22 protein-coding genes, 1 tRNA gene and 1 riboswitch are annotated in these 19624 nt (G+C 42.5%); of the genes, 20 read left to right on the top strand and 3 right to left on the bottom strand.

Annotated features, from left to right (window positions below; translation table 11 throughout):
* Positions 1-136: 136 nt before the first annotated feature.
* Both uvrC and C6344_RS08585 read left to right on the top strand, forming a co-directional pair.
* Positions 137-1909: an excinuclease ABC subunit UvrC gene (uvrC, locus tag C6344_RS08590; RefSeq protein WP_066030578.1), complete on the top strand. Its 1773-nt coding sequence runs from the start codon at positions 137-139 to the stop codon at positions 1907-1909.
* A 63-nt stretch (positions 1910-1972) separates the two neighbouring features.
* Positions 1973-2150, top strand: a riboswitch (Lysine riboswitch).
* 140 nt (positions 2151-2290) lie between these two features.
* Complete coding sequence (locus tag C6344_RS08585; RefSeq protein ID WP_060596957.1) at positions 2291-3520, top strand: aspartate kinase; 1230 nt, start codon at positions 2291-2293, stop codon at positions 3518-3520.
* A 165-nt stretch (positions 3521-3685) separates the two neighbouring features.
* On the opposite strand, the gene C6344_RS08580 is transcribed toward C6344_RS08585, so the two are convergent.
* Positions 3686-4129, bottom strand: a complete 444-nt coding sequence (locus C6344_RS08580; protein WP_003216293.1) for a YslB family protein — start codon at positions 4127-4129, stop codon at positions 3686-3688.
* 280 nt (positions 4130-4409) lie between these two features.
* On the opposite strand from C6344_RS08580, the gene C6344_RS08575 reads away from it, so the two are divergent.
* The 5 genes from C6344_RS08575 to C6344_RS08555 all read left to right on the top strand — a co-directional run bounded on the left by C6344_RS08575 (position 4410) and on the right by C6344_RS08555 (position 8963).
* Positions 4410-5018: a succinate dehydrogenase cytochrome b558 subunit gene (locus C6344_RS08575; protein ID WP_047945318.1), complete on the top strand. Its 609-nt coding sequence runs from the start codon at positions 4410-4412 to the stop codon at positions 5016-5018.
* Positions 5019-5055: 37 nt separating this feature from the next.
* Positions 5056-6816, top strand: a complete 1761-nt coding sequence (gene sdhA / locus C6344_RS08570) for a succinate dehydrogenase flavoprotein subunit (protein WP_012010817.1) — start codon at positions 5056-5058, stop codon at positions 6814-6816.
* 1 nt (position 6817) lies between these two features.
* The gene (gene sdhB / locus C6344_RS08565) at positions 6818-7582 is read left to right on the top strand and encodes a succinate dehydrogenase iron-sulfur subunit (RefSeq protein WP_060596956.1); all 765 of its coding nucleotides are present in this window, start codon (positions 6818-6820) and stop codon (positions 7580-7582) included.
* Positions 7583-7703: 121 nt separating this feature from the next.
* Positions 7704-8165 carry an acyl-CoA thioesterase gene (locus C6344_RS08560; protein WP_060596955.1) on the top strand — a complete coding sequence of 154 codons (462 nt, stop codon included), beginning with the start codon at positions 7704-7706 and terminating at the stop codon, positions 8163-8165.
* Between the two features lie 78 nt (positions 8166-8243).
* Positions 8244-8963, top strand: a complete 720-nt coding sequence (locus tag C6344_RS08555) for a biotin--[acetyl-CoA-carboxylase] ligase (RefSeq protein WP_034661753.1) — start codon at positions 8244-8246, stop codon at positions 8961-8963.
* A 27-nt stretch (positions 8964-8990) separates the two neighbouring features.
* Here C6344_RS08555 and C6344_RS08550 read toward each other — a convergent pair whose 3' ends face one another.
* Positions 8991-10121 carry a 2-methylaconitate cis-trans isomerase PrpF family protein gene (locus C6344_RS08550; RefSeq protein WP_060596954.1) on the bottom strand — a complete coding sequence of 377 codons (1131 nt, stop codon included), beginning with the start codon at positions 10119-10121 and terminating at the stop codon, positions 8991-8993.
* Between the two features lie 136 nt (positions 10122-10257).
* Here C6344_RS08550 and C6344_RS08545 point away from each other — a divergent pair, with 136 nt between their 5' ends.
* From C6344_RS08545 to C6344_RS08500, 10 genes are all read left to right on the top strand, one after another.
* Positions 10258-11118, top strand: coding sequence for a LysR family transcriptional regulator (locus C6344_RS08545; RefSeq protein WP_060596953.1), 861 nt, complete (start codon positions 10258-10260; stop codon positions 11116-11118).
* Positions 11119-11269: 151 nt separating this feature from the next.
* The gene (locus tag C6344_RS08540) at positions 11270-12586 is read left to right on the top strand and encodes a CitMHS family transporter (protein ID WP_106031210.1); all 1317 of its coding nucleotides are present in this window, start codon (positions 11270-11272) and stop codon (positions 12584-12586) included.
* A gap of 205 nt (positions 12587-12791) precedes the next feature.
* Positions 12792-13016, top strand: a complete 225-nt coding sequence (gerE, locus tag C6344_RS08535; protein WP_003184172.1) for a spore germination transcription factor GerE — start codon at positions 12792-12794, stop codon at positions 13014-13016.
* Positions 13017-13165: 149 nt separating this feature from the next.
* Positions 13166-13606, top strand: a complete 441-nt coding sequence (locus C6344_RS08530) for a MarR family winged helix-turn-helix transcriptional regulator (protein WP_003216546.1) — start codon at positions 13166-13168, stop codon at positions 13604-13606.
* Between the two features lie 7 nt (positions 13607-13613).
* Complete coding sequence (gene racE / locus C6344_RS08525) at positions 13614-14432, top strand: glutamate racemase (RefSeq protein ID WP_106048511.1); 819 nt, start codon at positions 13614-13616, stop codon at positions 14430-14432.
* A gap of 101 nt (positions 14433-14533) precedes the next feature.
* A complete protein-coding gene (locus C6344_RS08520) occupies positions 14534-15595 on the top strand; it encodes a GerMN domain-containing protein (protein ID WP_034661739.1) in 1062 nt (353 codons plus the stop codon).
* Between the two features lie 151 nt (positions 15596-15746).
* Positions 15747-16475, top strand: a complete 729-nt coding sequence (gene rph / locus C6344_RS08515) for a ribonuclease PH (RefSeq protein WP_060596912.1) — start codon at positions 15747-15749, stop codon at positions 16473-16475.
* 10 nt (positions 16476-16485) lie between these two features.
* Entirely contained in the window at positions 16486-17088 is a 603-nt protein-coding gene (locus C6344_RS08510) for an XTP/dITP diphosphatase (RefSeq protein WP_181185471.1), read from the top strand.
* Between the two features lie 14 nt (positions 17089-17102).
* Positions 17103-17627 (top strand): YfcE family phosphodiesterase, encoded by a 525-nt coding sequence (locus C6344_RS08505; RefSeq protein ID WP_060596911.1) that lies wholly within the window; start codon positions 17103-17105, stop codon positions 17625-17627.
* A 121-nt stretch (positions 17628-17748) separates the two neighbouring features.
* A tRNA-Arg gene (locus C6344_RS08500) sits at positions 17749-17822 on the top strand.
* Positions 17823-17976: 154 nt separating this feature from the next.
* On the opposite strand, the gene C6344_RS08495 is transcribed toward C6344_RS08500, so the two are convergent.
* Positions 17977-18171 carry a hypothetical protein gene (locus C6344_RS08495; RefSeq protein WP_106072869.1) on the bottom strand — a complete coding sequence of 65 codons (195 nt, stop codon included), beginning with the start codon at positions 18169-18171 and terminating at the stop codon, positions 17977-17979.
* 232 nt (positions 18172-18403) lie between these two features.
* Here C6344_RS08495 and C6344_RS08490 point away from each other — a divergent pair, with 232 nt between their 5' ends.
* The 3 genes from C6344_RS08490 (at position 18404) to C6344_RS19200 (ending at position 19562) form a co-directional block, all read left to right on the top strand.
* Positions 18404-18583 carry a hypothetical protein gene (locus tag C6344_RS08490; protein WP_060596909.1) on the top strand — a complete coding sequence of 60 codons (180 nt, stop codon included), beginning with the start codon at positions 18404-18406 and terminating at the stop codon, positions 18581-18583.
* 336 nt (positions 18584-18919) lie between these two features.
* Entirely contained in the window at positions 18920-19372 is a 453-nt protein-coding gene (locus C6344_RS08485) for a DUF4241 domain-containing protein (RefSeq protein ID WP_060596908.1), read from the top strand.
* Entirely contained in the window at positions 19353-19562 is a 210-nt protein-coding gene (locus tag C6344_RS19200; RefSeq protein ID WP_060596907.1) for a DUF4241 domain-containing protein, read from the top strand. The genes C6344_RS08485 and C6344_RS19200 overlap by 20 nt, the downstream gene beginning before the upstream one ends.
* The last annotated feature ends 62 nt before the right edge of the window (positions 19563-19624 follow it).

The raw sequence follows: 19624 nt of genomic DNA, 5'->3' as shown, positions 1-19624 counted from the left end.
TGTCTATGCCCGAGCGGCATACTCACTGAAGCGGTTCTCGTAAAGACGAGAGCCGCTTTTCTTTCAACATGGTATAAAACAAATGTTCGTGATACACTAGAAGGAGTGAAAGAGGAAAACAAGGACGGATGAAAATATGAACAAACTGATCAAAGAAAAGCTATCGGTCTTGCCAGATCAACCAGGCTGCTACTTAATGAAAGATCGACAAAATACAGTCATTTATGTGGGAAAGGCAAAGGTCTTAAAAAATAGAGTGCGCTCTTATTTCACGGGATCTCATGACGCCAAAACGCAGCGGCTTGTCAGTGAAATTGAGGACTTTGAATACATTGTCACCTCTTCTAATATCGAGGCACTCATTTTAGAGCTGAATTTAATCAAAAAATACGACCCAAAATACAACGTCATGCTTAAGGATGACAAAACGTATCCTTTTATTAAAATTACTAATGAACGGCATCCTAAGCTGATCGTCACCCGCAATGTGAAAAAGGACAAAGGGAAATATTTCGGACCATACCCGAACGTACAAGCAGCCAGAGAAACGAAGAAGCTACTCGACCGTTTATATCCACTGAGAAAATGTGCAACCCTTCCTGATCGCGTCTGTCTATATTATCATCTTGGACAATGTCTCGCGCCGTGCGTATATGACATTTCTGAAGAAACGAATAAGCAGCTCGTGGACGAAATCACAAGGTTTCTAAACGGAGGGCATCAGCAAATCAAAAAAGAACTAAACGAAAAGATGCAGGAAGCCGCCGAACAATTAGAGTTTGAACGGGCAAAAGAACTGAGAGACCAAATCGCTTACATCGACTCAACGATGGAAAAGCAGAAAATGACGATGAGCGATTTATCAGATCGAGATGTCTTTGCATATGCCTATGACAAGGGCTGGATGTGTGTCCAGGTCTTCTTCATCAGGCAGGGGAAATTGATTGAACGCGATGTCAGCCTATTTCCTATGTATCAAGACCCTGAGGAAGAGTTCCTCACGTTTATGGGGCAATTTTATGCAAAGAACAATCACTTTCTGCCGAAGGAAATTTTGGTGCCAGACAGCGTAGATCAAGAGATGATTGAACAATTGCTCGAGACGAACGTTCATCAGCCGAAAAAAGGAAAGAAAAAGGATTTGCTTTTACTTGCCCATCAAAATGCCAAAATCGCCTTAAAAGAAAAATTTTCGCTCATTGAGCGTGATGAAGAGCGGTCCATTGGTGCGGTGAAGCAGCTTGGGGATGCACTAAATATTTATATGCCGTACCGGATTGAAGCATTTGATAACTCGAATATTCAAGGTGCAGACCCGGTTTCTGCCATGGTCGTCTTTCAGGACGGGAAGCCGTATAAAAAGGAATACCGAAAATACAAAATTAAAACCGTCACAGGGCCAGATGATTATGCATCGATGCGTGAAGTCATTAGAAGGCGATATACCCGCGTGTTAAAGGATGAGCTGCCGCTGCCAGATTTAATTTTAATTGACGGAGGAAAGGGACAGATCAATGCAGCGATAGATGTGCTTGAAAATGAATTGAATCTGTCTGTCCCAGTGGCAGGTCTAGTGAAAGATGAAAAGCACCGGACTTCGAATCTGATGATAGGAGATACACTGGAAATTGTTGCGCTGGAGCGGAATAGCCAGGCCTTCTATTTATTGCAGCGCATTCAAGATGAAGTGCACCGGTTCGCTATTAGCTTTCACAGGCAGCTGCGAGGAAAAAATGCATTTCAATCTATTTTAGACGATGTGCCAGGTATCGGAGAAAAGCGTAAAAAACAGCTTCTTAAACATTTTGGCTCTGTGAAAAAGATGAAAGAAGCCTCTATCCAAGACTTTCAGGAGGCTGGCATCCCGAAACAGACGGCCGAACTTTTAATGGAAGCATTAAAAAAATAGATTGTACTTTTTCCAAAAGTCTGTTAAGATTGTGACTAAATTTAATAAATGAACGTGTTGTTTGTTGAAGATAGAGGTGCGAACTTCAAGAGTAAGCCTTCAGAGATCGATGGGATCTAGGAAGAGGGCTGAAAGGGGAGCGTCGCCGAAGTGAATAAAATCCACTCATTTTATTCGCTGGCTGTACATTGAAGAAATGTAGGGCTGTCAAGAATGTATTTCTTGGAGGGCTATCTCATTGTTTGCATCGTTTAATGATGATTTTAAAGCAATGGGAGATCTGTTCTCTCATTGCTTTTTTATTTGCAGTGAGCAGGCAGTCTCCAAAGCCGCTTCTTGCCTCTTCTCTCACACGTGATCTTTTGAAAAAGGGTGGTAGACATGGGACTAATTGTACAAAAATTTGGCGGAACGTCCGTTGGATCAACAGAAAAAATTCGCAATGCCGCAGAGAGAGTCATCGCTGAACGCGAGGCCGGACATGATGTGGTTGTGGTTGTGTCGGCAATGGGCAAATCTACGGATGTTCTAGTAGACCTAGCGAAAGAACTCACAGATCATCCAAGCAAAAGAGAAATGGATATGCTGCTCGCAACTGGAGAGCAAGTGACCATTTCCTTATTAACGATGGCGCTGCAAGCAAAAGGCTATGATGCCATTTCCTTTACAGGCTGGCAGGCTGGTATGAAAACAGAGCAAGTACATGGTAACGCAAGAATCGTGGATATTGATGAATCAAGAATAAAAGAGGAATTAAGTGCGGGAAAAGTCGTTGTTGTAGCTGGCTTCCAAGGAATTGCAGATGACTTACATATCACAACACTTGGACGCGGTGGATCAGATACAACGGCTGTGGCACTTGCTGCCGCATTAAAGGCTGATAAATGTGATATTTACACAGATGTACCAGGAGTGTTTACGACAGATCCGCGTTATGTACCATCCGCGCGGAAACTTGCAGGTATTTCATACGATGAGATGCTCGAACTGGCTAATTTAGGAGCTGGCGTCTTGCATCCGAGAGCTGTTGAATTTGCAAAAAATTATCAAGTCCCACTAGAAGTCCGTTCTAGTATTGAAAATGAATCGGGTACGTTAATTGAGGAGGAATCATCCATGGAACAAAATTTAGTCGTCAGAGGCATTGCATTTGAGGATCAGATTACACGCGTGACGGTGTGCGGTCTTTCAAGCGGCCTCACCACATTGTCGACCATCTTTACGACGCTTGCGAAGCAAAATATCAATGTCGATATCATCATTCAGTCCGTCACAAGCACCAATCAGACGTCCATCTCTTTCTCTGTGAAAACGGATGATTTGTCCAAAACAGTTGAAGTATTAGAAGAGTATAAAGGAGCGCTTGGTTACGAACAGATCGAGACAGAAAGTAAATTAGCCAAAGTATCTATCGTTGGATCTGGTATGGTCTCAAATCCAGGCGTAGCCGCTGAAATGTTCGCTGTGTTAGCGGAAAAAGACATACAAGTGAAAATGGTCAGTACGTCTGAAATCAAAGTCTCAACAGTGGTTGGCCGAGATGATATGGTCAAAGCAGTTGAAGCGCTGCATGATGCGTTTGATTTATCAAAGGTAGCTGCCCATTCTTAAACAGGCAGGGAGGTGTATCTCTTAAAAGAGTGCTCCTCTTTTTTATATTCGAAACCGCCGCATACAAGAAAGGAAAACGTGCGTAAACCCATTCACTAAGTATGCTATGATAGAAGAAGACTACAAAAAGGCGTGACCTGAAGTCCGCGCCTTTCATAAAGAGTGTTAGCTAGGGTCTCTTAAATCCCATTTAACGGTTAAAATGACTTTATCAGCACGCTTTTTCACTTGTTCATAAGATTCAGCCACGTGCTCGTTGAGAAGCTGAATTTGTTCAGCAATAAAACCCGCTTCCATCTGAAAGCATGGCTCCTTTTGATAGGTGAGTCGATTTGATACAAGTGGACCTTCGAGCTCAAACTCAATTTCCTGTTTTTTCGAATGGACCATCGTGAGCGTTCCCCATCCGGCATCATGGAAAAATTCGGGGATCTTCTCCCATGACTCTTGAGGAAATTTACGAGCAAGCAGTTTACCCGCAAAATACATCATAGATGAATGATCCTGACCCAAAATATCAGGCAGCAGAACTTCGCGTATCAGCTCGTAGGCAAATCCATTGACTTCAATTTCTTTTAGCTGTTCTAAGTTAGATTCGAATTTATTCATTGTACGGCTCCCCTCTTTCAACAATTTATTATAGCTTATGTAAGCATATGATGACAGAGTTTTCCCTGAAGTCTAAGAAATTCTTATTGTAGTAAAACGAATTTTGATTTAAAACTTTTAAATTTCGGAAAATTTTAATTTATGTACGCGGTTTCTTGACGCTTTTTTGACATAGGAGTAAAATGAAATTGTCAATAAATTTGAATAAAGTGCTTACAATTGAAAGAAGCGGGGGTAAGACAATTTTCAGCAATTGCACTTTTTACTAGGGGGTAAAGTAATGTCGGGGAACAAAGAATTTTTTTATCGGAGATTGCATTCTTTGCTTGGCGTCATTCCGGTCGGTCTATTTTTAGTACAGCACTTAGTGATTAACCACTTTGCGACGAATGGACCAGAGGCGTTTAACAAAGCTGCACACTTTATGGAACAGCTTCCATTCAGATATGCACTTGAGCTGTTCGTGATTTTCTTACCACTGATCTATCATGCTGTTTATGGGGTGTACATAGCCTTTACGGCACAAAACAACACGTCTCGCTTCAGTTACTTAAGAAACTGGTTGTTCAGACTGCAAAGGATTTCAGGTATCATCACATTAATTTTTGTCACTTGGCACGTATGGGAAACACGAATTCAAGCTCAGCTTGGAGCTGAAGTGAACTATGACATGATGGCGAATATTTTAAGCTCTCCATTTATGCTAGGCTTCTATATTGTCGGCGTTTTATCTACTATTTTCCACTTTGCTAATGGCTTGTGGTCATTTGCTGTCAGCTGGGGAATTACTGTTTCACCACGCTCACAAAGAATCTCCACATATGTGACATTAGGTATATTTATAGCGCTTTCATATGTAGGGCTAAGAGCAATTTTCGCTTTTGTTTAAGAGGAAATAGATTAGTAGAAGAGGGAGAGGGGCTACAATGAGTAATTCTAGCATCATCGTTGTCGGAGGCGGCTTAGCTGGTCTCATGGCAACTATCAAAGCAGCAGAAGCGGGAACAGCTGTTAAACTATTTTCAATCGTACCTGTGAAACGTTCGCATTCTGTCTGTGCACAGGGCGGAATCAACGGAGCGGTCAATACAAAAGGTGAAGGGGATTCACCTTATGAGCATTTTGATGACACGGTGTATGGCGGAGATTTCTTAGCGAACCAGCCGCCAGTAAAGGCAATGTGTGAAGCAGCGCCGTCCATTATCCACTTACTTGATCGGATGGGTGTCATGTTTAACAGAACACCAGAGGGATTACTGGACTTCCGCCGCTTCGGGGGAACACAGCACCACCGTACAGCATTTGCTGGAGCTACAACAGGTCAGCAGCTATTATATGCACTAGATGAGCAGGTTCGCCGCTATGAAGTAGCAGGGCTTGTCACGAAATATGAAGGCTGGGAATTCCTTGGCGCTGTGTTAGATGACGAGGAAGTATGCCGAGGCATTGTCGCGCAGAACTTGACGACAATGGAAATTGAATCCTTCCGTTCAGATGCAGTGATCATGGCAACTGGTGGTCCTGGAATTGTGTTCGGTAAATCAACGAACTCGATGATCAACACTGGATCTGCTGCATCCATCGTCTATCAGCAAGGTGCTCATTACGCAAATGGAGAATTCATTCAAATTCACCCAACAGCGATCCCTGGAGATGACAAGCTTCGTCTCATGAGTGAATCGGCTCGTGGTGAAGGCGGACGTGTTTGGACATATAAAGACGGGAAACCTTGGTACTTCCTTGAAGAAAAATACCCAGCATACGGGAACCTTGTACCGCGTGATATCGCAACGCGTGAAATCTTCGACGTATGTGTCGAGCAAAAGCTTGGCATCAACGGAGAGAACATGGTATACCTCGATCTTTCTCATAAAGATCCAAAAGAACTTGATATTAAACTTGGCGGCATCATTGAAATCTATGAAAAGTTCATGGGTGATGACCCGCGTAAGCTTCCAATGAAAATTTTCCCTGCTGTTCATTATTCAATGGGCGGATTATGGGTTGATTATGATCAAATGACGAATATCAAAGGTCTATTCGCTGCCGGAGAATGTGATTACTCTATGCACGGCGGAAACAGACTTGGTGCAAACTCACTGCTTTCTGCGATTTACGGCGGGATGGTCGCTGGACCAAATGCGGTCAAGTACATTAGCGGCCTTGAAAAATCTGCGGAAGACCTATCTTCTGCAACATTTGACAGCGCTGTGAAGAAAGAGCAGGAGAAATGGGACAACATCCTCAGCATGGACGGAACAGAAAATGCATACGTGCTTCATAAAGAGCTTGGAGAATGGATGACGGATAACGTCACAGTGGTTCGTTACAATGACAAACTCTTAAAAACAGATCAGAAGATCGAAGAATTAATGGAGCGCTACAAGCAGATTAACATCAACGATACAGCTTCATGGAGCAACCAAGGCGCTGCCTTCACACGTCAGCTTGACAACATGCTTCAGCTGGCAAGAGTCATTACGATCGGGGCATACAACCGGAATGAAAGCCGAGGCGCACACTACAAACCGGATTTCCCAGAGAGAAACGATGAAGAATTCCTAAAAACAACGATGGCTACGTTCAAAGGGAAAAATCAAAAGCCTGCATTCCACTATGAGGACGTCGATGTATCGTTAATTGCACCTCGTAAACGAGATTACTCGAAGAAAAAGGTGGAGAAATAAGATGAGTGAAAAAAACACGATTCAATTCATTATCACACGTCAAGATACAGCAGATGGAAAGCCTTATGATGAAGAATTCGAAATCCCTTACCGCCCAAATATGAACGTCATTTCCGCCCTTATGGAAATAAGACGGAACCCGGTCAATAAACAAGGGGAAAAAACAACAGCGATTAACTGGGATATGAACTGTCTTGAAGAGGTGTGCGGAGCTTGTTCCATGGTCATTAATGGAACACCGCGCCAGTCATGTACAGCACTCATCGATCAGTTAGATCAGCCGATTCGTCTTCAGCCGATGAAGACATTCCCGGTTGTGAGAGACTTGCAGGTTGATAGAAGCCGGATGTTCAATTCCTTGAAAAAGGTGAAAGCATGGGTACCGATCGATGGCACATATGATCTCGGTCCTGGACCAAGAATGCCTGAGAAAAAACGTCAATGGGCGTATGAGCTTTCTAAATGTATGACATGTGGTGTCTGCCTTGAAGCTTGTCCAAACGTGAATGATAAGTCTTCCTTTATGGGCCCTGCACCGCTTTCACAAGTCCGTTTATTTAACGCACATCCGACAGGTGCGATGAATAAGTCTGACCGTCTAGAAGAAATTATGGGGGACGGCGGTCTTGCGAACTGCGGGAACTCCCAAAACTGTGTGCAGGCTTGTCCGAAAGGAATCCCGCTGACAACGTCAATTGCAGCACTTAACCGAGATACAACTTTACAAGCATTCCGTAACTTCTTCGGAAGCGATCACGCAGAATAACATCACATTCAGTCCTCTTTGCCAATCATGATGAGTGTTTAAGAGGCTGGATGCAACATATAAACAAACGCCTCTTCCAATACGGGAGAGGCGTTTTGTTTCCAAATAAGGAGATGATCAAGTGAGATTGCCGTCATATATTGAAGAACCATTTGAAGAGTGGAGGGCATCCTTTCGATTTTATGTCGAAACCACCGTTCGTTTTTCAGAAACGGATATGTTTGGCCATATGAACAATGTCACCCCTTTTGTGTATTTCGAAGAGGCACGAATTGCCTTTTTTCAAAAGACGGGAATTGTTGATAAACGGATGAAACGTGTGAGGGAGACCATTACAGTCGTCGCAAACCTGCAATGTGATTACATCAAGCAGGTAGAGATTGGGGAGAGGCTTCGTGTGTATGTCAAGCCGGAAAAGGTCGGATCAAGCTCACTCATCCTTCATTATTTAGGAGAAAATGAGCAGCAGGAACCATGCTTTACAGGCTCAGTCACCATGGTGCAAATTAGTAAAGACACAGGCGCATCTGTCCCGTTTACAGAGGAAGAAAAAGAGACGTTTCAGGCGCAGCGAAATGAGTAACATGCTGGCTCATCAACATGCACACTTCATTTTGTTATAATAAAAGCATCATATCAAGAAGAAACAAGAGGAGAACACATGAAGATTTTTCAATATGACACCATTGATAGTACAAATAATGAAGCGAAAAGGCTCATGCAGCAAGGAGAAAAGCCCTCATTTGCTGTCTATGCACGCCAGCAGACAGCAGGAAGAGGCAGACTCGGCAGGCCGTGGGAAACGCCTTTAGGGAATGTGGCGGTCACCATGACAGTCTTACCGCCAGCAGAACTCTCCACCCAGTCAACGATCGCCCCGCTGACAGCACTAGCAATCTATGATGTTCTGAAACCACTCATGAGAGCGGAGGATCAGCTGGCGATCAAATGGCCTAATGATATTCTCATTAATGAAGCAAAGGTATCCGGCACATTAATTGAAGCAGACCGCAGTTCCATTTATATCGGTGTTGGCATCAATGTAGAGACGAAGCCGGAGCATGTCCCGTACAAAACCATTTGCTTATCAGAGCTGACAGAGGTGAAAGCCGATCAGCTAGTGAAAGAACTGGCAGCGGCTTTTGAAAAGTACCATTCACGCTGGCAGAATGAAGGGTTTGAAGCACTCACTGCCCTCTATAACAAACGGTTATATCGTCTCAACAAGCCCCTTCGCATTTCGTTAGATCGTGAAAAACAAACATGGGAAGAAGGCATTTGCTGCGGAGTCAACCGCTACGGTCATCTCCAGTTAAAAGATGAGAAAGGGCAGATAAAAGCTCATTCTGCTGGAGATATTGATGCCCCGCTTCAGCATTAAAAAAAGCAGACGATGTTCTCGTCTGCTTTAGGCTTCTCTTTTGATCTGAGGCTGCACGATATAGTCTTGTTTTGTAAAGACAACCCCGTCTAGAATTTCTCTTGCGGTTCGAATGACTTTGACTCTGTTTTGAGAGATGTCAATTTCAGTTTGCATAATCCCAGCAGGATGCCCAATTCGAAGCGTATCATGTTGTCCATGATAAAGCTGTGCAGGAAGCGTTTGTTCCATAAAACAGCTGGCTGATACGCAGACAGAGCCGGTAATGGCAAGTGCTTGGTGCGGTCTTTGCATCGATAGCATACGAACGATGATGTCCATATCGGCTGCTCTTCTCAAGATTCCATTTGTATCTACATAATCAGCAGGCTCGCTAATGAGCGCAAGCTTTGGAACGGCTGGAGACTGTAATGTCGCCATGTCTTTTGGCGCAAAGTGACACATTTCAGCAGCGATGGAACGAATCTCTTCTAAATCATCCAGTAATTCGTCTGTAAACTCCTCAGGCAATTCAGTTCCTTTTAATTGAATATCTTTGGCACGAATAAAGGCAATTGGATTTGCAATGTCAACGATCGAGATGGGAATCTCACCAAACTTTGTTTGAATCGTATCAATTTTGTTTCCAGTCGGAAAAGTTTTACCTGTGACTGCGCCTTCAGGATTTTCAAAAGATAAATAAATGGGAGAACCTGTCCCTTTTACTCCTGGAATTTCTGCCTGTCCTTCAAATTTTACTTCTCCATTTTCGACTTCGACCTCTGCTGTAATCACTTTATTTGTGTTGGTATTGAGGATACGTACAGTCGTAATGGGCTCGACCGCTTGAACAAGTCCTTTAATGATGGCATATGGTCCAACAGCTGATGAGATGTTCCCACAGTTTCCTTTAAAGTCGACAAATCTCTCATTAATGCTGACTTGTGCAAACGTATAGTTCACATCCACATCTGGGCGTGTGGCTTTATCAATAATGGCTACTTTGCTTGTTAAAGAATTACCGCCGCCGATTCCATCGACCTGCAGCCGGTCAGGGCTGCCCATAATGTCTAATAGAAATGCCTCGAGCTCATCGTGTTCAAATGGTACATTGTTTGCTTGAATGAATACCCCTTTGCTTGTACCGCCTCGCATGATTGTGATTGGAACTTTTCTCATTACTCTCACCCTCAATTTTTTAATGAACTGTTTATCTAATCAAAATGGTAAAGTATAATAAGAAATAAGTTAAATACATTATTTTGAGAATAATCAATAAAAATATTTTATAATTAGTAAAAAAGGAGGGCATATAATGGATGAAAAAGATTGGCGGTTTCTAAAGGTGCTCTATGAAGAAAAGAACATCACAAAAGCGGCAGAAAAATTATTTGTCTCTCAGCCTGCCTTAAGCTATCGATTGAAGCAGCTTGAAGAGGAGTTTGATATGAAGCTTTTCTTTAAAAGAAAACGAGGAATTGAATTTACGTCAGAGGGCGAGTACTTGGCTAAATACGCAAATGACATGCTCAAACAGCTCCAGCAAACGAAAGATGGCATGCTCAATATGCAAAAAAAGGTCAAAGGAACAATTCGGTTAGGGGTCTCAAGTAACTTTGCCCAGTATAAACTGCCAGAAATTTTAAAAGAATTTTCTAAGCAGTATCCACATGTTCAATTTATGGTGAATACAGGCTGGAGCACGAAAGTCATGGACTTATTAGGCACATCAAGTGTCCATTTAGGGATTTTAAGAGGGGATTACGACTGGAATGGAGAACGGTTTTTGCTCGATAAAGAGCGGCTTTGTATCATTTCAAAATCAGAAATCCAGCTGAAAGACCTCCCAAAGCTGCCGCTCATTGACTATCATACAGATAGTTCATTAAAACGATTGATTAACAGATGGTGGCAGGAAACGTTCACAATGCCTCCACTTGTGACGATGGAGACAGACCGTCAGGATACATCAAAAGAGATGGTCAAGCATGGTTTAGGTTATGCCATTGTCCCAGAAATTTGCCTCAGACCAAGTGATGAGTTATTTGTAAAAGGTCTTTCGTATAAAGATGGACAGCCTGTTTTAAGAGATACATGGCTTATGTACCAGCCAGACTCCCTTCATTTATCTGTTGTGAAAGCATTCATTGAGTTTTTAAGAAGTCAGCAAGGTTGATTATAAAAGAATTTTATAGAATATACGAAAAAATCAATATTTTCATTATAAAAAGAGCTATTATATCCTTGAAATAGAAAGCGCTAACATTCATCGCAAGTGCAAAGGGGCGCTTGCTGATCGCGTAAAGAAGAGGATGGAGGGATATAAAGTGCTAGCTATTTTAGGGATCTTGATGGTCTTGACATTTACATTTCTCATTATGACAAAACGTATGCATCCGGTGGTGGCTCTAACCGTTGTACCTATCATATTTGCATTGATCGGTGGTTTTAACCGCGGATTAGGGGACATGATGCTTGATGGACTTAAAACTGTTGCACCATCAGCTGCTTTATTGTTATTTGCGATTTTATTCTTTGGTGTCATGCTGGATGCTGGGCTGTTTGATCCACTGATTAAACTCATTTTACGTATTGTGAAAGGTGATCCTGTCAAAATTGCTTTTGGGGTAGCAATTTTGTCTATGCTTGTTGCTTTAGATGGTGATGGAACAACAACCTATATGATTACCGTATCAGCAATGCTGCCACTTTTCTTAAGAATTGGGATGAACCCATTAATTTTAGGAACGATTTCATTATTGTCTTTAGGAATTATGAGCGGAATGACGCCTTGGGGCGGTCCGGCAACCCGTGCCATCGCGGCGCTTGGATTAGATGCTGGTGAATTTTTTATTCCATTACTTCCAACAATGGTTGGAGGCGGTCTTTTTATTCTTTTTACTGCGTATGTGCTTGGAAAAAAAGAGCGGAAACGAATTGGGGTTGCAGAGATTCAGTACAAAGAAGAGGCCTCGATCTCCCCTGAATTGGCAGCGTCAATCGAAGATGGAGTAGAAGACATGAAAAGACCCAACCTCATTTGGGTTAACTTCTTCTTGACGATTGCGGTGATGGCGACACTAGTCCTAGATATTATACCAATACCTGTACTCTTCTTAATTGGATTTGTCATCGCTCTCATGATCAACTATCCAAAGGTTGAAGATCAGCGCGAGCGAATTTTATCGCATGCAGGAAATGCCTTAACGGTCATTACCCTTGTGTTTGCAGCAGGAATTTTCACAGGCATTTTTTCGGGGACAAAAATGGTGGAGTCCATTGCTAATTTGGTCATTTACATGATTCCGGATTCCTACAGCTCATTTTTTCCACTCATTGTCGCTTTAACGAGTATGCCATTTACATTTGTTCTTTCAAATGATGCTTACTATTTCGGAGTGCTGCCAATCTTGGCTGAAGCCGGCGCAGCATACGGAATTGATCCGGTGGAGATTGCACGTGCCTCTATTATAGGACAGCCTGTTCACTTGCTGAGCCCTCTTGTGGCTTCAACGCTGCTTCTTGTCAGTATGCTGAACAAAGATATTGGCGATTTGCAAAAATACGCACTGCTGTGGACTGTGTTAACAGCCCTTTTTACAACATTGATCGCTTTGTTAACAGGAGCCATTTCTATCTTTTAAATACGTGTATGAAAAGGACGATGTCTCGGATAGGAGACTCGTCCTTTTTTGTGCTGATAAAAGCGCACAAATTGGACGCTCATATGCGGGAATTCTCGATTTTAACGTCACCTACCTCGGGCACCCGGCATATGATATCTCGACTATACAGAATCCCATTCTATAGAGACTAGAGCTCTCACCTTAGCAAGGAGGGTTACAATACTTGAAGGAGAAAGAGTTTCAATCCAAGCCGCTATTAACCAAAAGAGAAAGAGAAGTATTCGAATTGCTCGTCCAAGATAAAACAACTAAAGAAATTGCAAGCGAGCTTTTTATTAGCGAAAAGACTGTTCGAAATCATATTTCGAATGCCATGCAAAAGCTAGGAGTCAAAGGCCGTTCACAGGCCGTCGTCGAGCTTCTGCGTATGGGTGAGCTAGAGCTCTAAAGTCAGCCGGTTTTCCTTCCGCACCAGGGAGGAACCGGTTATTTCTATATGGTTTCCATGAGTCTCTTCTTGCATTTTCTCTGAAAAACGAGGAAAATAGGAGTGTACGTTTTAATCAAAGTGAGATGCTATAGTGAGGTATCAATGAAATGGAAACGAATGAGTTCGACCATGTAGCAGAGATTGAGAAATCATTGCGCCATATTGCTGCAATTATTAAGCAAAAAGGCAGAGAAATCCTGAATCAATATACGATTACACCTCCTCAATTTGTAGGGCTTCAGTGGCTTTATGAATTCGGAGATATGACAATAGGTGAGCTATCACAAAAGATGTATTTGGCTTGCAGTACAACCACCGACTTAATTGATCGAATGGAGAAAAGTGAACTTGTTGAACGAGTAAAAGATCCTTCTGACCGCCGCGTGGTTCGCATTCATTTATTACCTGAAGGCGAGCGGATCATTCAAGAAGTGATTGTCAAACGCCAAGAATACGTCAGTGAACTTCTAGGGGCTTTCTCAGAAGAAGAAGCCATCGTTTTCAACCAATCCTTAACGAAACTACAGCAGCAAATGAAAAGAAAATGAGGCGATTTTGTTGGATCAACCAATCGGCGTGATTGATTCCGGCGTCGGCGGTTTAACCGTTGCAAAGGAAATCATGAGACAACTGCCAAAAGAAAAGATCATTTACGTAGGCGATACAAAACGGTGTCCGTATGGCCCGCGGAAAGAAGAAGAGGTTCTTCAATATACTTGGGAAATGGCACACTACTTATTAAGACATCACCATATTAAAATGCTCGTCATCGCATGCAACACAGCGACGGCGATCGCACTTGATGAAATCAAAGCAACGCTTGATATTCCGGTCATTGGCGTGATTCAGCCCGGCGCCCGTACAGCCATCAAGGTGACAAACAATCAGCAGATTGGTGTCATTGGTACAGCCAATACGATCAAAAGCGAGGCATACAAAGAAGCACTGCTATCCCTAAAAGCAGGACTAGCGGTTCAAAGTCTGGCATGTCCGCTGCTTGTCCCATTTGTGGAAAGCGGTACGTTTTTAGATCAGACAGCAGATGAAGTGGTGAAAGATTCCCTTGAACCAATGAAAGAAACAGGAATTGATACGCTCATTCTTGGCTGCACGCACTATCCGATTTTAAAAGAGTCGATTCAGCGCTTTATGGGCAGTGATGTGAGCATTATTTCATCAGGGGATGAGACAGCTAGAGAAGCCAGTACGATTCTTTCGTATAAAGGGCTGTTAAACACTTCTCAAGAAGCACCTGTTCATACATTTTATACAACAGGGCAGCAGCAAAATTTTCAAAACATCGCTCGTGACTGGTTTGGCTACCTCCCAGGGAAGGTCGAAACCGTATCACTTGAACACGTCTATCAGCAATAACCCGCTTCTTCTTGAGGTGGGTTATTTTTTTATGAAAAGGGTCTAATCCACATGAGGAGCTCGTATACATAGTAGTACAAACTACTAGAGGAGGGTGAAGTATGCTGAAAAAAGGATCTACAGCAGCTGTGACGTGTATCGCGTCAGCCATGCTTTTGTCAGGATGCGGATTGTTTCAAACAGACCAAGCGAAAACAGAGATTGACCCGCCACAAAACGTCACATATGTGAAAGAAAATAAAGAAGATAAACAAACAGCCAAAGAAGGAAAAGAAGAGAAGAAGGCAGATACAGTCATGAGAGAATTATATTTAATTGATAAAAACGGGTATGTCGTCTCTCAATCCATTCCGCTGCCGAAAAACGAAGGAAGTGCCAAACAAACCCTTGAATATCTCGTGGACGGAGGACCGATTTCTAACCTCATGCCAAATGGGTTCCGAGCTGTTTTGCCGGCCGACACGAGCGTATCTGTCGACATTAAAGACGGAACGGCCGTAGTGGATTTTTCAAATGAATTCAAAAACTATAAAAAAGAAGACGAACAGCGCATCCTGCAATCTGTCACTTGGACGTTAACGCAGTTTGATTCTGTCGCCAAAGTCAAATTGAAAATGAATGGACATGAACTAAAAGAAATGCCTGTGAACGGTACACCGATCTCCGATGATTTAAGCAGAGAAGACGGTATAAATATTCAGCACGAGGCTGCCGCTGATATGACATCGACAAAGCCAGTGACGGTTTACTACTTAGCTGAATCTGATGAACAGACGTACTATGTTCCTGTGACCAAAAGAGCGCCAAAAGACGAGGATGATCCGATTACAGCAGCCATTGATGAGCTCGTCTCTGGACCAAGCAAAAAAAGCCATTTGCTCACAGACTTTGATCAAGATGTAAAGCTGAATGATGTCCCGAAAGTAAAAGACGGACATGTGACACTTGATTTCAACGAATCCATTTTTGGCAGTGCAGATGAAAAGAAAAAGGTCATTTCACAAAAAGTTCTTGATAGCATTGTGCTCACATTAACAGAGCTGCCGGACGTCAAAAGCGTATCGGTTAAGGTAAACGGCAAGGCTGAGCTTGTGAACGAAAAAGGAGCAGAGCTGACAAAGCCGGTTTCAAGACCAGAACAAGTGAATACAGGTAGTTTTTAACGGCACACATTGATATAATGGAGAAAAAGAGGCATGCATATTCGCTGCCTCTTTTTTATTCCAAGCGATTAGAACGAGCCTAGGTTGTCAAAGTTAGTAGGAGAACCCCGCTGGCACCCGCGCGGAATGTATATCGTAATGGAGGTAAATCATGAGATTAGATGAAAGACAATATGACGAATTAAGAAAAGTTGAAATAGAGGCAGGCTACATTAAGCATCCAGAAGGCTCTGTCTTAATCTCATCGGGAAATACGAAGGTGATTTGTAACGCATCCATCGAAGACCGTGTACCTCCTTTTTTAAGAGGAGAAGGAAAAGGCTGGATTACAGCAGAATATAGCATGCTTCCAAGAGCAACCGCACAAAGAACGATGAGAGAATCTTCTAAAGGAAAAGTTACAGGACGTACAATGGAGATTCAGCGCTTAATTGGACGAGCACTCCGCGCAGTCGTTGACTTAGAAAAGCTTGGCGAACGCACGATTTGGATTGACTGTGATGTCATTCAAGCAGACGGCGGAACACGCACAGCATCCATTACAGGTGCTTTTGTCGCCATGACACTTGCGATTCAGAAGCTTCGAGCAGAAGGAGTTATCAAAGAAAACCCGATCACTGATTATTTAGCGGCGATATCCGTCGGAATTGATTCTCAGCAAGGTCTTCTGTTAGATTTAAATTATGAAGAAGATTCTTCAGCTGAAGTAGATATGAATGTCATCATGACAGGTGCTGGACGCTTTGTTGAACTTCAAGGGACAGGCGAAGAAGCGACATTCTCAAGAGAACAGCTAAACGGACTGCTTGATTTAGCCGAAAAGGGCATCAAAGAATTAATCGAAAAGCAAAAAGCGGTTACAGGAGAAGTCATCGAATAAAAAGAAGGGTTTGATCAGGATGAAAACAGCCATCATTGCAACGCACAATGCGGGCAAAGCGAAAGAATTCAAAGCCATTCTTGAGCCAAAAGGATTCACGGTCAAAACACTAGCAGACATCGGCTTTACTGAAGAGATTGAAGAAACAGGACAAACCTTCGAAGAAAATGCCATCATCAAAGCCGAGGCGATTCAAGCCAAAGCAGGTGAAATGGTCATTGCAGACGATTCCGGTTTGTCGATTGACTATCTTGGCGGAAAACCTGGCGTATATTCAGCGAGATACGCTGGTGAGCATAAAAACGATGCTGAGAATGTGGAAAAAGTGCTGAGCGAACTTCAAGGCATTGAAAAAGAAGACCGCACAGCCAGATTCAGATGTGCCCTGGCTGTCAGCATACCGGGCAAAGAAACAAAGACGGTAGAAGGATCAGTAGAAGGCTTCATCGCAGAGGAACCAATCGGCGAAAACGGCTTCGGATATGACCCCATTTTCATCGTCAAAGACAAAGACCAGACGATGGCCGAATTATCACCAGAGGAGAAAAACAAGATCAGCCATCGAGCGGTCGCGCTTCAAAAGCTTTCATCACTGCTAGACGCAAATGAATAAGGGGGAATGAAGCCATGAAGATACTCATCATGAGTGACAGTCATGGACTCACAGACGAACTTCAAACCATTGCCAAACGGCACGCGGATGAAGTCGATATGATGATTCACTGCGGAGATTCAGAACTCGAAACGAACCATCCAGCACTCGAAGGATACAAAGTCGTCAAAGGAAATTGTGACTTTATGGGCGATTTTGAAGAAGAGCTCCTGCTCCCACTTGATGGAGGCGGAAAACTATTTCTCACTCACGGACATCTGCATGGCATCAAACAATCCTTGCTTCAAGTCTACTACCGTGCAGAAGAGCTAGGCGCAGACATTATCTGCTTTGGCCACTCGCACATCCCAGGCAGTGAGCTGCTAAGAGGAAAACTGCTTATTAACCCGGGCAGCGTGCACCTGCCAAGAATGCGTAAAGAGCGCAGCTATGCGATACTGACACTAGATGGAAGCGAAGCAAACGTACAGTTTTTCACAGACGAAGGTCTGGTCATACAAGACCTCGAAAACACTGTCACATTGGAAGGTATTTCATAAGGGTGCAGCATTTGCCCCTTATGAAAAAAACTTTCGAAAAACCGTTGACTTTAAAGAACAATAGTAATATAATAAATCTTGTCGGTGAGGTACTCACCAACAGAACACTACATAACAACATGTCCCAGTAGCTCAGCTGGATAGAGCAACGCCCTTCTAAGGCGTCGGTCGGGAGTTCGAATCTCTCCTGGGACGTACTATTTTAAAAGCCTGAAATCCTTGGTATGAAAGGATTTCAGGCTTTTTTTTGTTTTGAAATTTAAGTTTAGCTTTTGCTTTAAATTAGAATTTTGAAAGTGTATACCAAAAGAAAGGGAGCTGCATAAACAACAGTTCCCTAGATGAAGAGTTAATTTTTCTTTTTCTTGTAGTCCTTTATTAAGCTCGAAACCGAAACCACTAAACCCATAACACTAAAAGCCACAATATAAAATAAAACATTTGTTACAGGTGTATCAATTTTCCCTAAGATCATCACAAGGGCAATAATAGCCCCGGGTAAAGTAATTAATAACGTTTTGGAAGGCTTGCTTTGCTGTGTCATTGAAGGACCTCTCGGTTGATCCATTATTTAGGTATTTTAGTTAATTTTAGCATATAGAGATTATACGAACAATATAAGGAAGGGGAGCAACACGCTTTTAGACGAAACAAGGAAACCCACTGCTGCTTGTGGTCGAAATCAATCTAGACTTGCGTATATCCGATTTTGTGGAAATTATTTCAATTGAACCTTTTGTGTAATAAAATGTATATGATTTATACAAAGGGGTGAGATGGCGGTGAAGCATTTTTTAACGGCAATCGTAGTGGCTGTGATTGTGGGGATCATTGTTTATGTTGCAGATGATCGGTTAAGCATGTTTCCGTTGATGCTAATTTTAGCGGTTGCGATCTATATCGTAAGCAGGATTAGCGAAACATTGATAAAAAAATATTCCAAAGAAAATAGTTAATAACACAGCCCCTCCATTGGAAGGGTGTTTTTTAATTAACCTTCCATTTATTTTTAACTAATGAAAAAGACATTGCAAAGCGGTAAATATTCAAAAGAGAGAATATTCTTTCTCCAACTAAAAAAATTAAGGTGTATAGTAGAAGGAGAAGATGAAGCGAGTGTTAAGTGAGAGCTTGCATTATCAAATGGACAGATAGAAAGCGATTTACAGGGGAAATTCTTTTCAGGGTATGGAGTTGATACTGGAAATGGATGTTCTATGGATGATCATGCTTTGAAATTGAAAAATACATAATCTCAAACGTCTCAGAAAAATAATGAAAGGAATGATCCCTTGTACAACATCGATCCAACAAACTTAATTTTTGAAAATGGAGAGAACAAAAGCAGCTCAGAAGGTGATCAATTATTTGTCAAACAGTTAGGACATATCGAGATCACAAGCGGTCATATCGTTGTCTGTGATCCTTTTGTTTCAGAGGGAGACCAATCTTTTTCTAAGAAGGTTCATCCGGGAAAATATCCTATTCTACTTATGGTTAAGCGATTAGAAAGCGGTGACGAACGCGTCGCCTATGCAATAATCAAGTTCACAAACGAGCAAGCAATAGAATGGGAGCTTGCCACAAGAGCAGGTCAGGAACCCGTTCAATTAACAAAAGATGAGTTCTTCGGCTACGGTGTGAATACGGGTATGGGCTGTTTCATGGATGCGGAAGCAGCACTATATTTACAAGCCTATGAGGATAAGCGATATAAAGAGGACAATGATTTTTTATCTTTATGAGGAATTTGCAGAAGCTCTTGCGCAAAACTACAAGCACACATGGGACTGGCTCGTCACCCGTTTTCATGACAAAGTGGACATTGCCATGTTTACAACAGGCTTCGGTGACGGGATGTATCCAAGCTTTTGGGGGATAGATCAAAACGGAGAACCCACTTGTCTTGTGACGGATTTTTTTATAATGGATTGATGAGATACCCATGAAACTATGGGTTTTATCAAGATATAATGGAGGAAATATTTACAGAGAAG

This window comes from Bacillus sp. GBSW19, assembly GCF_002998655.1.
Lineage (GTDB): Bacteria > Bacillota > Bacilli > Bacillales > Bacillaceae > Bacillus.
The sequence above is the reverse complement of the archived record's forward strand: the minus strand, read 5'-3'. Positions and strand labels throughout refer to the sequence as shown.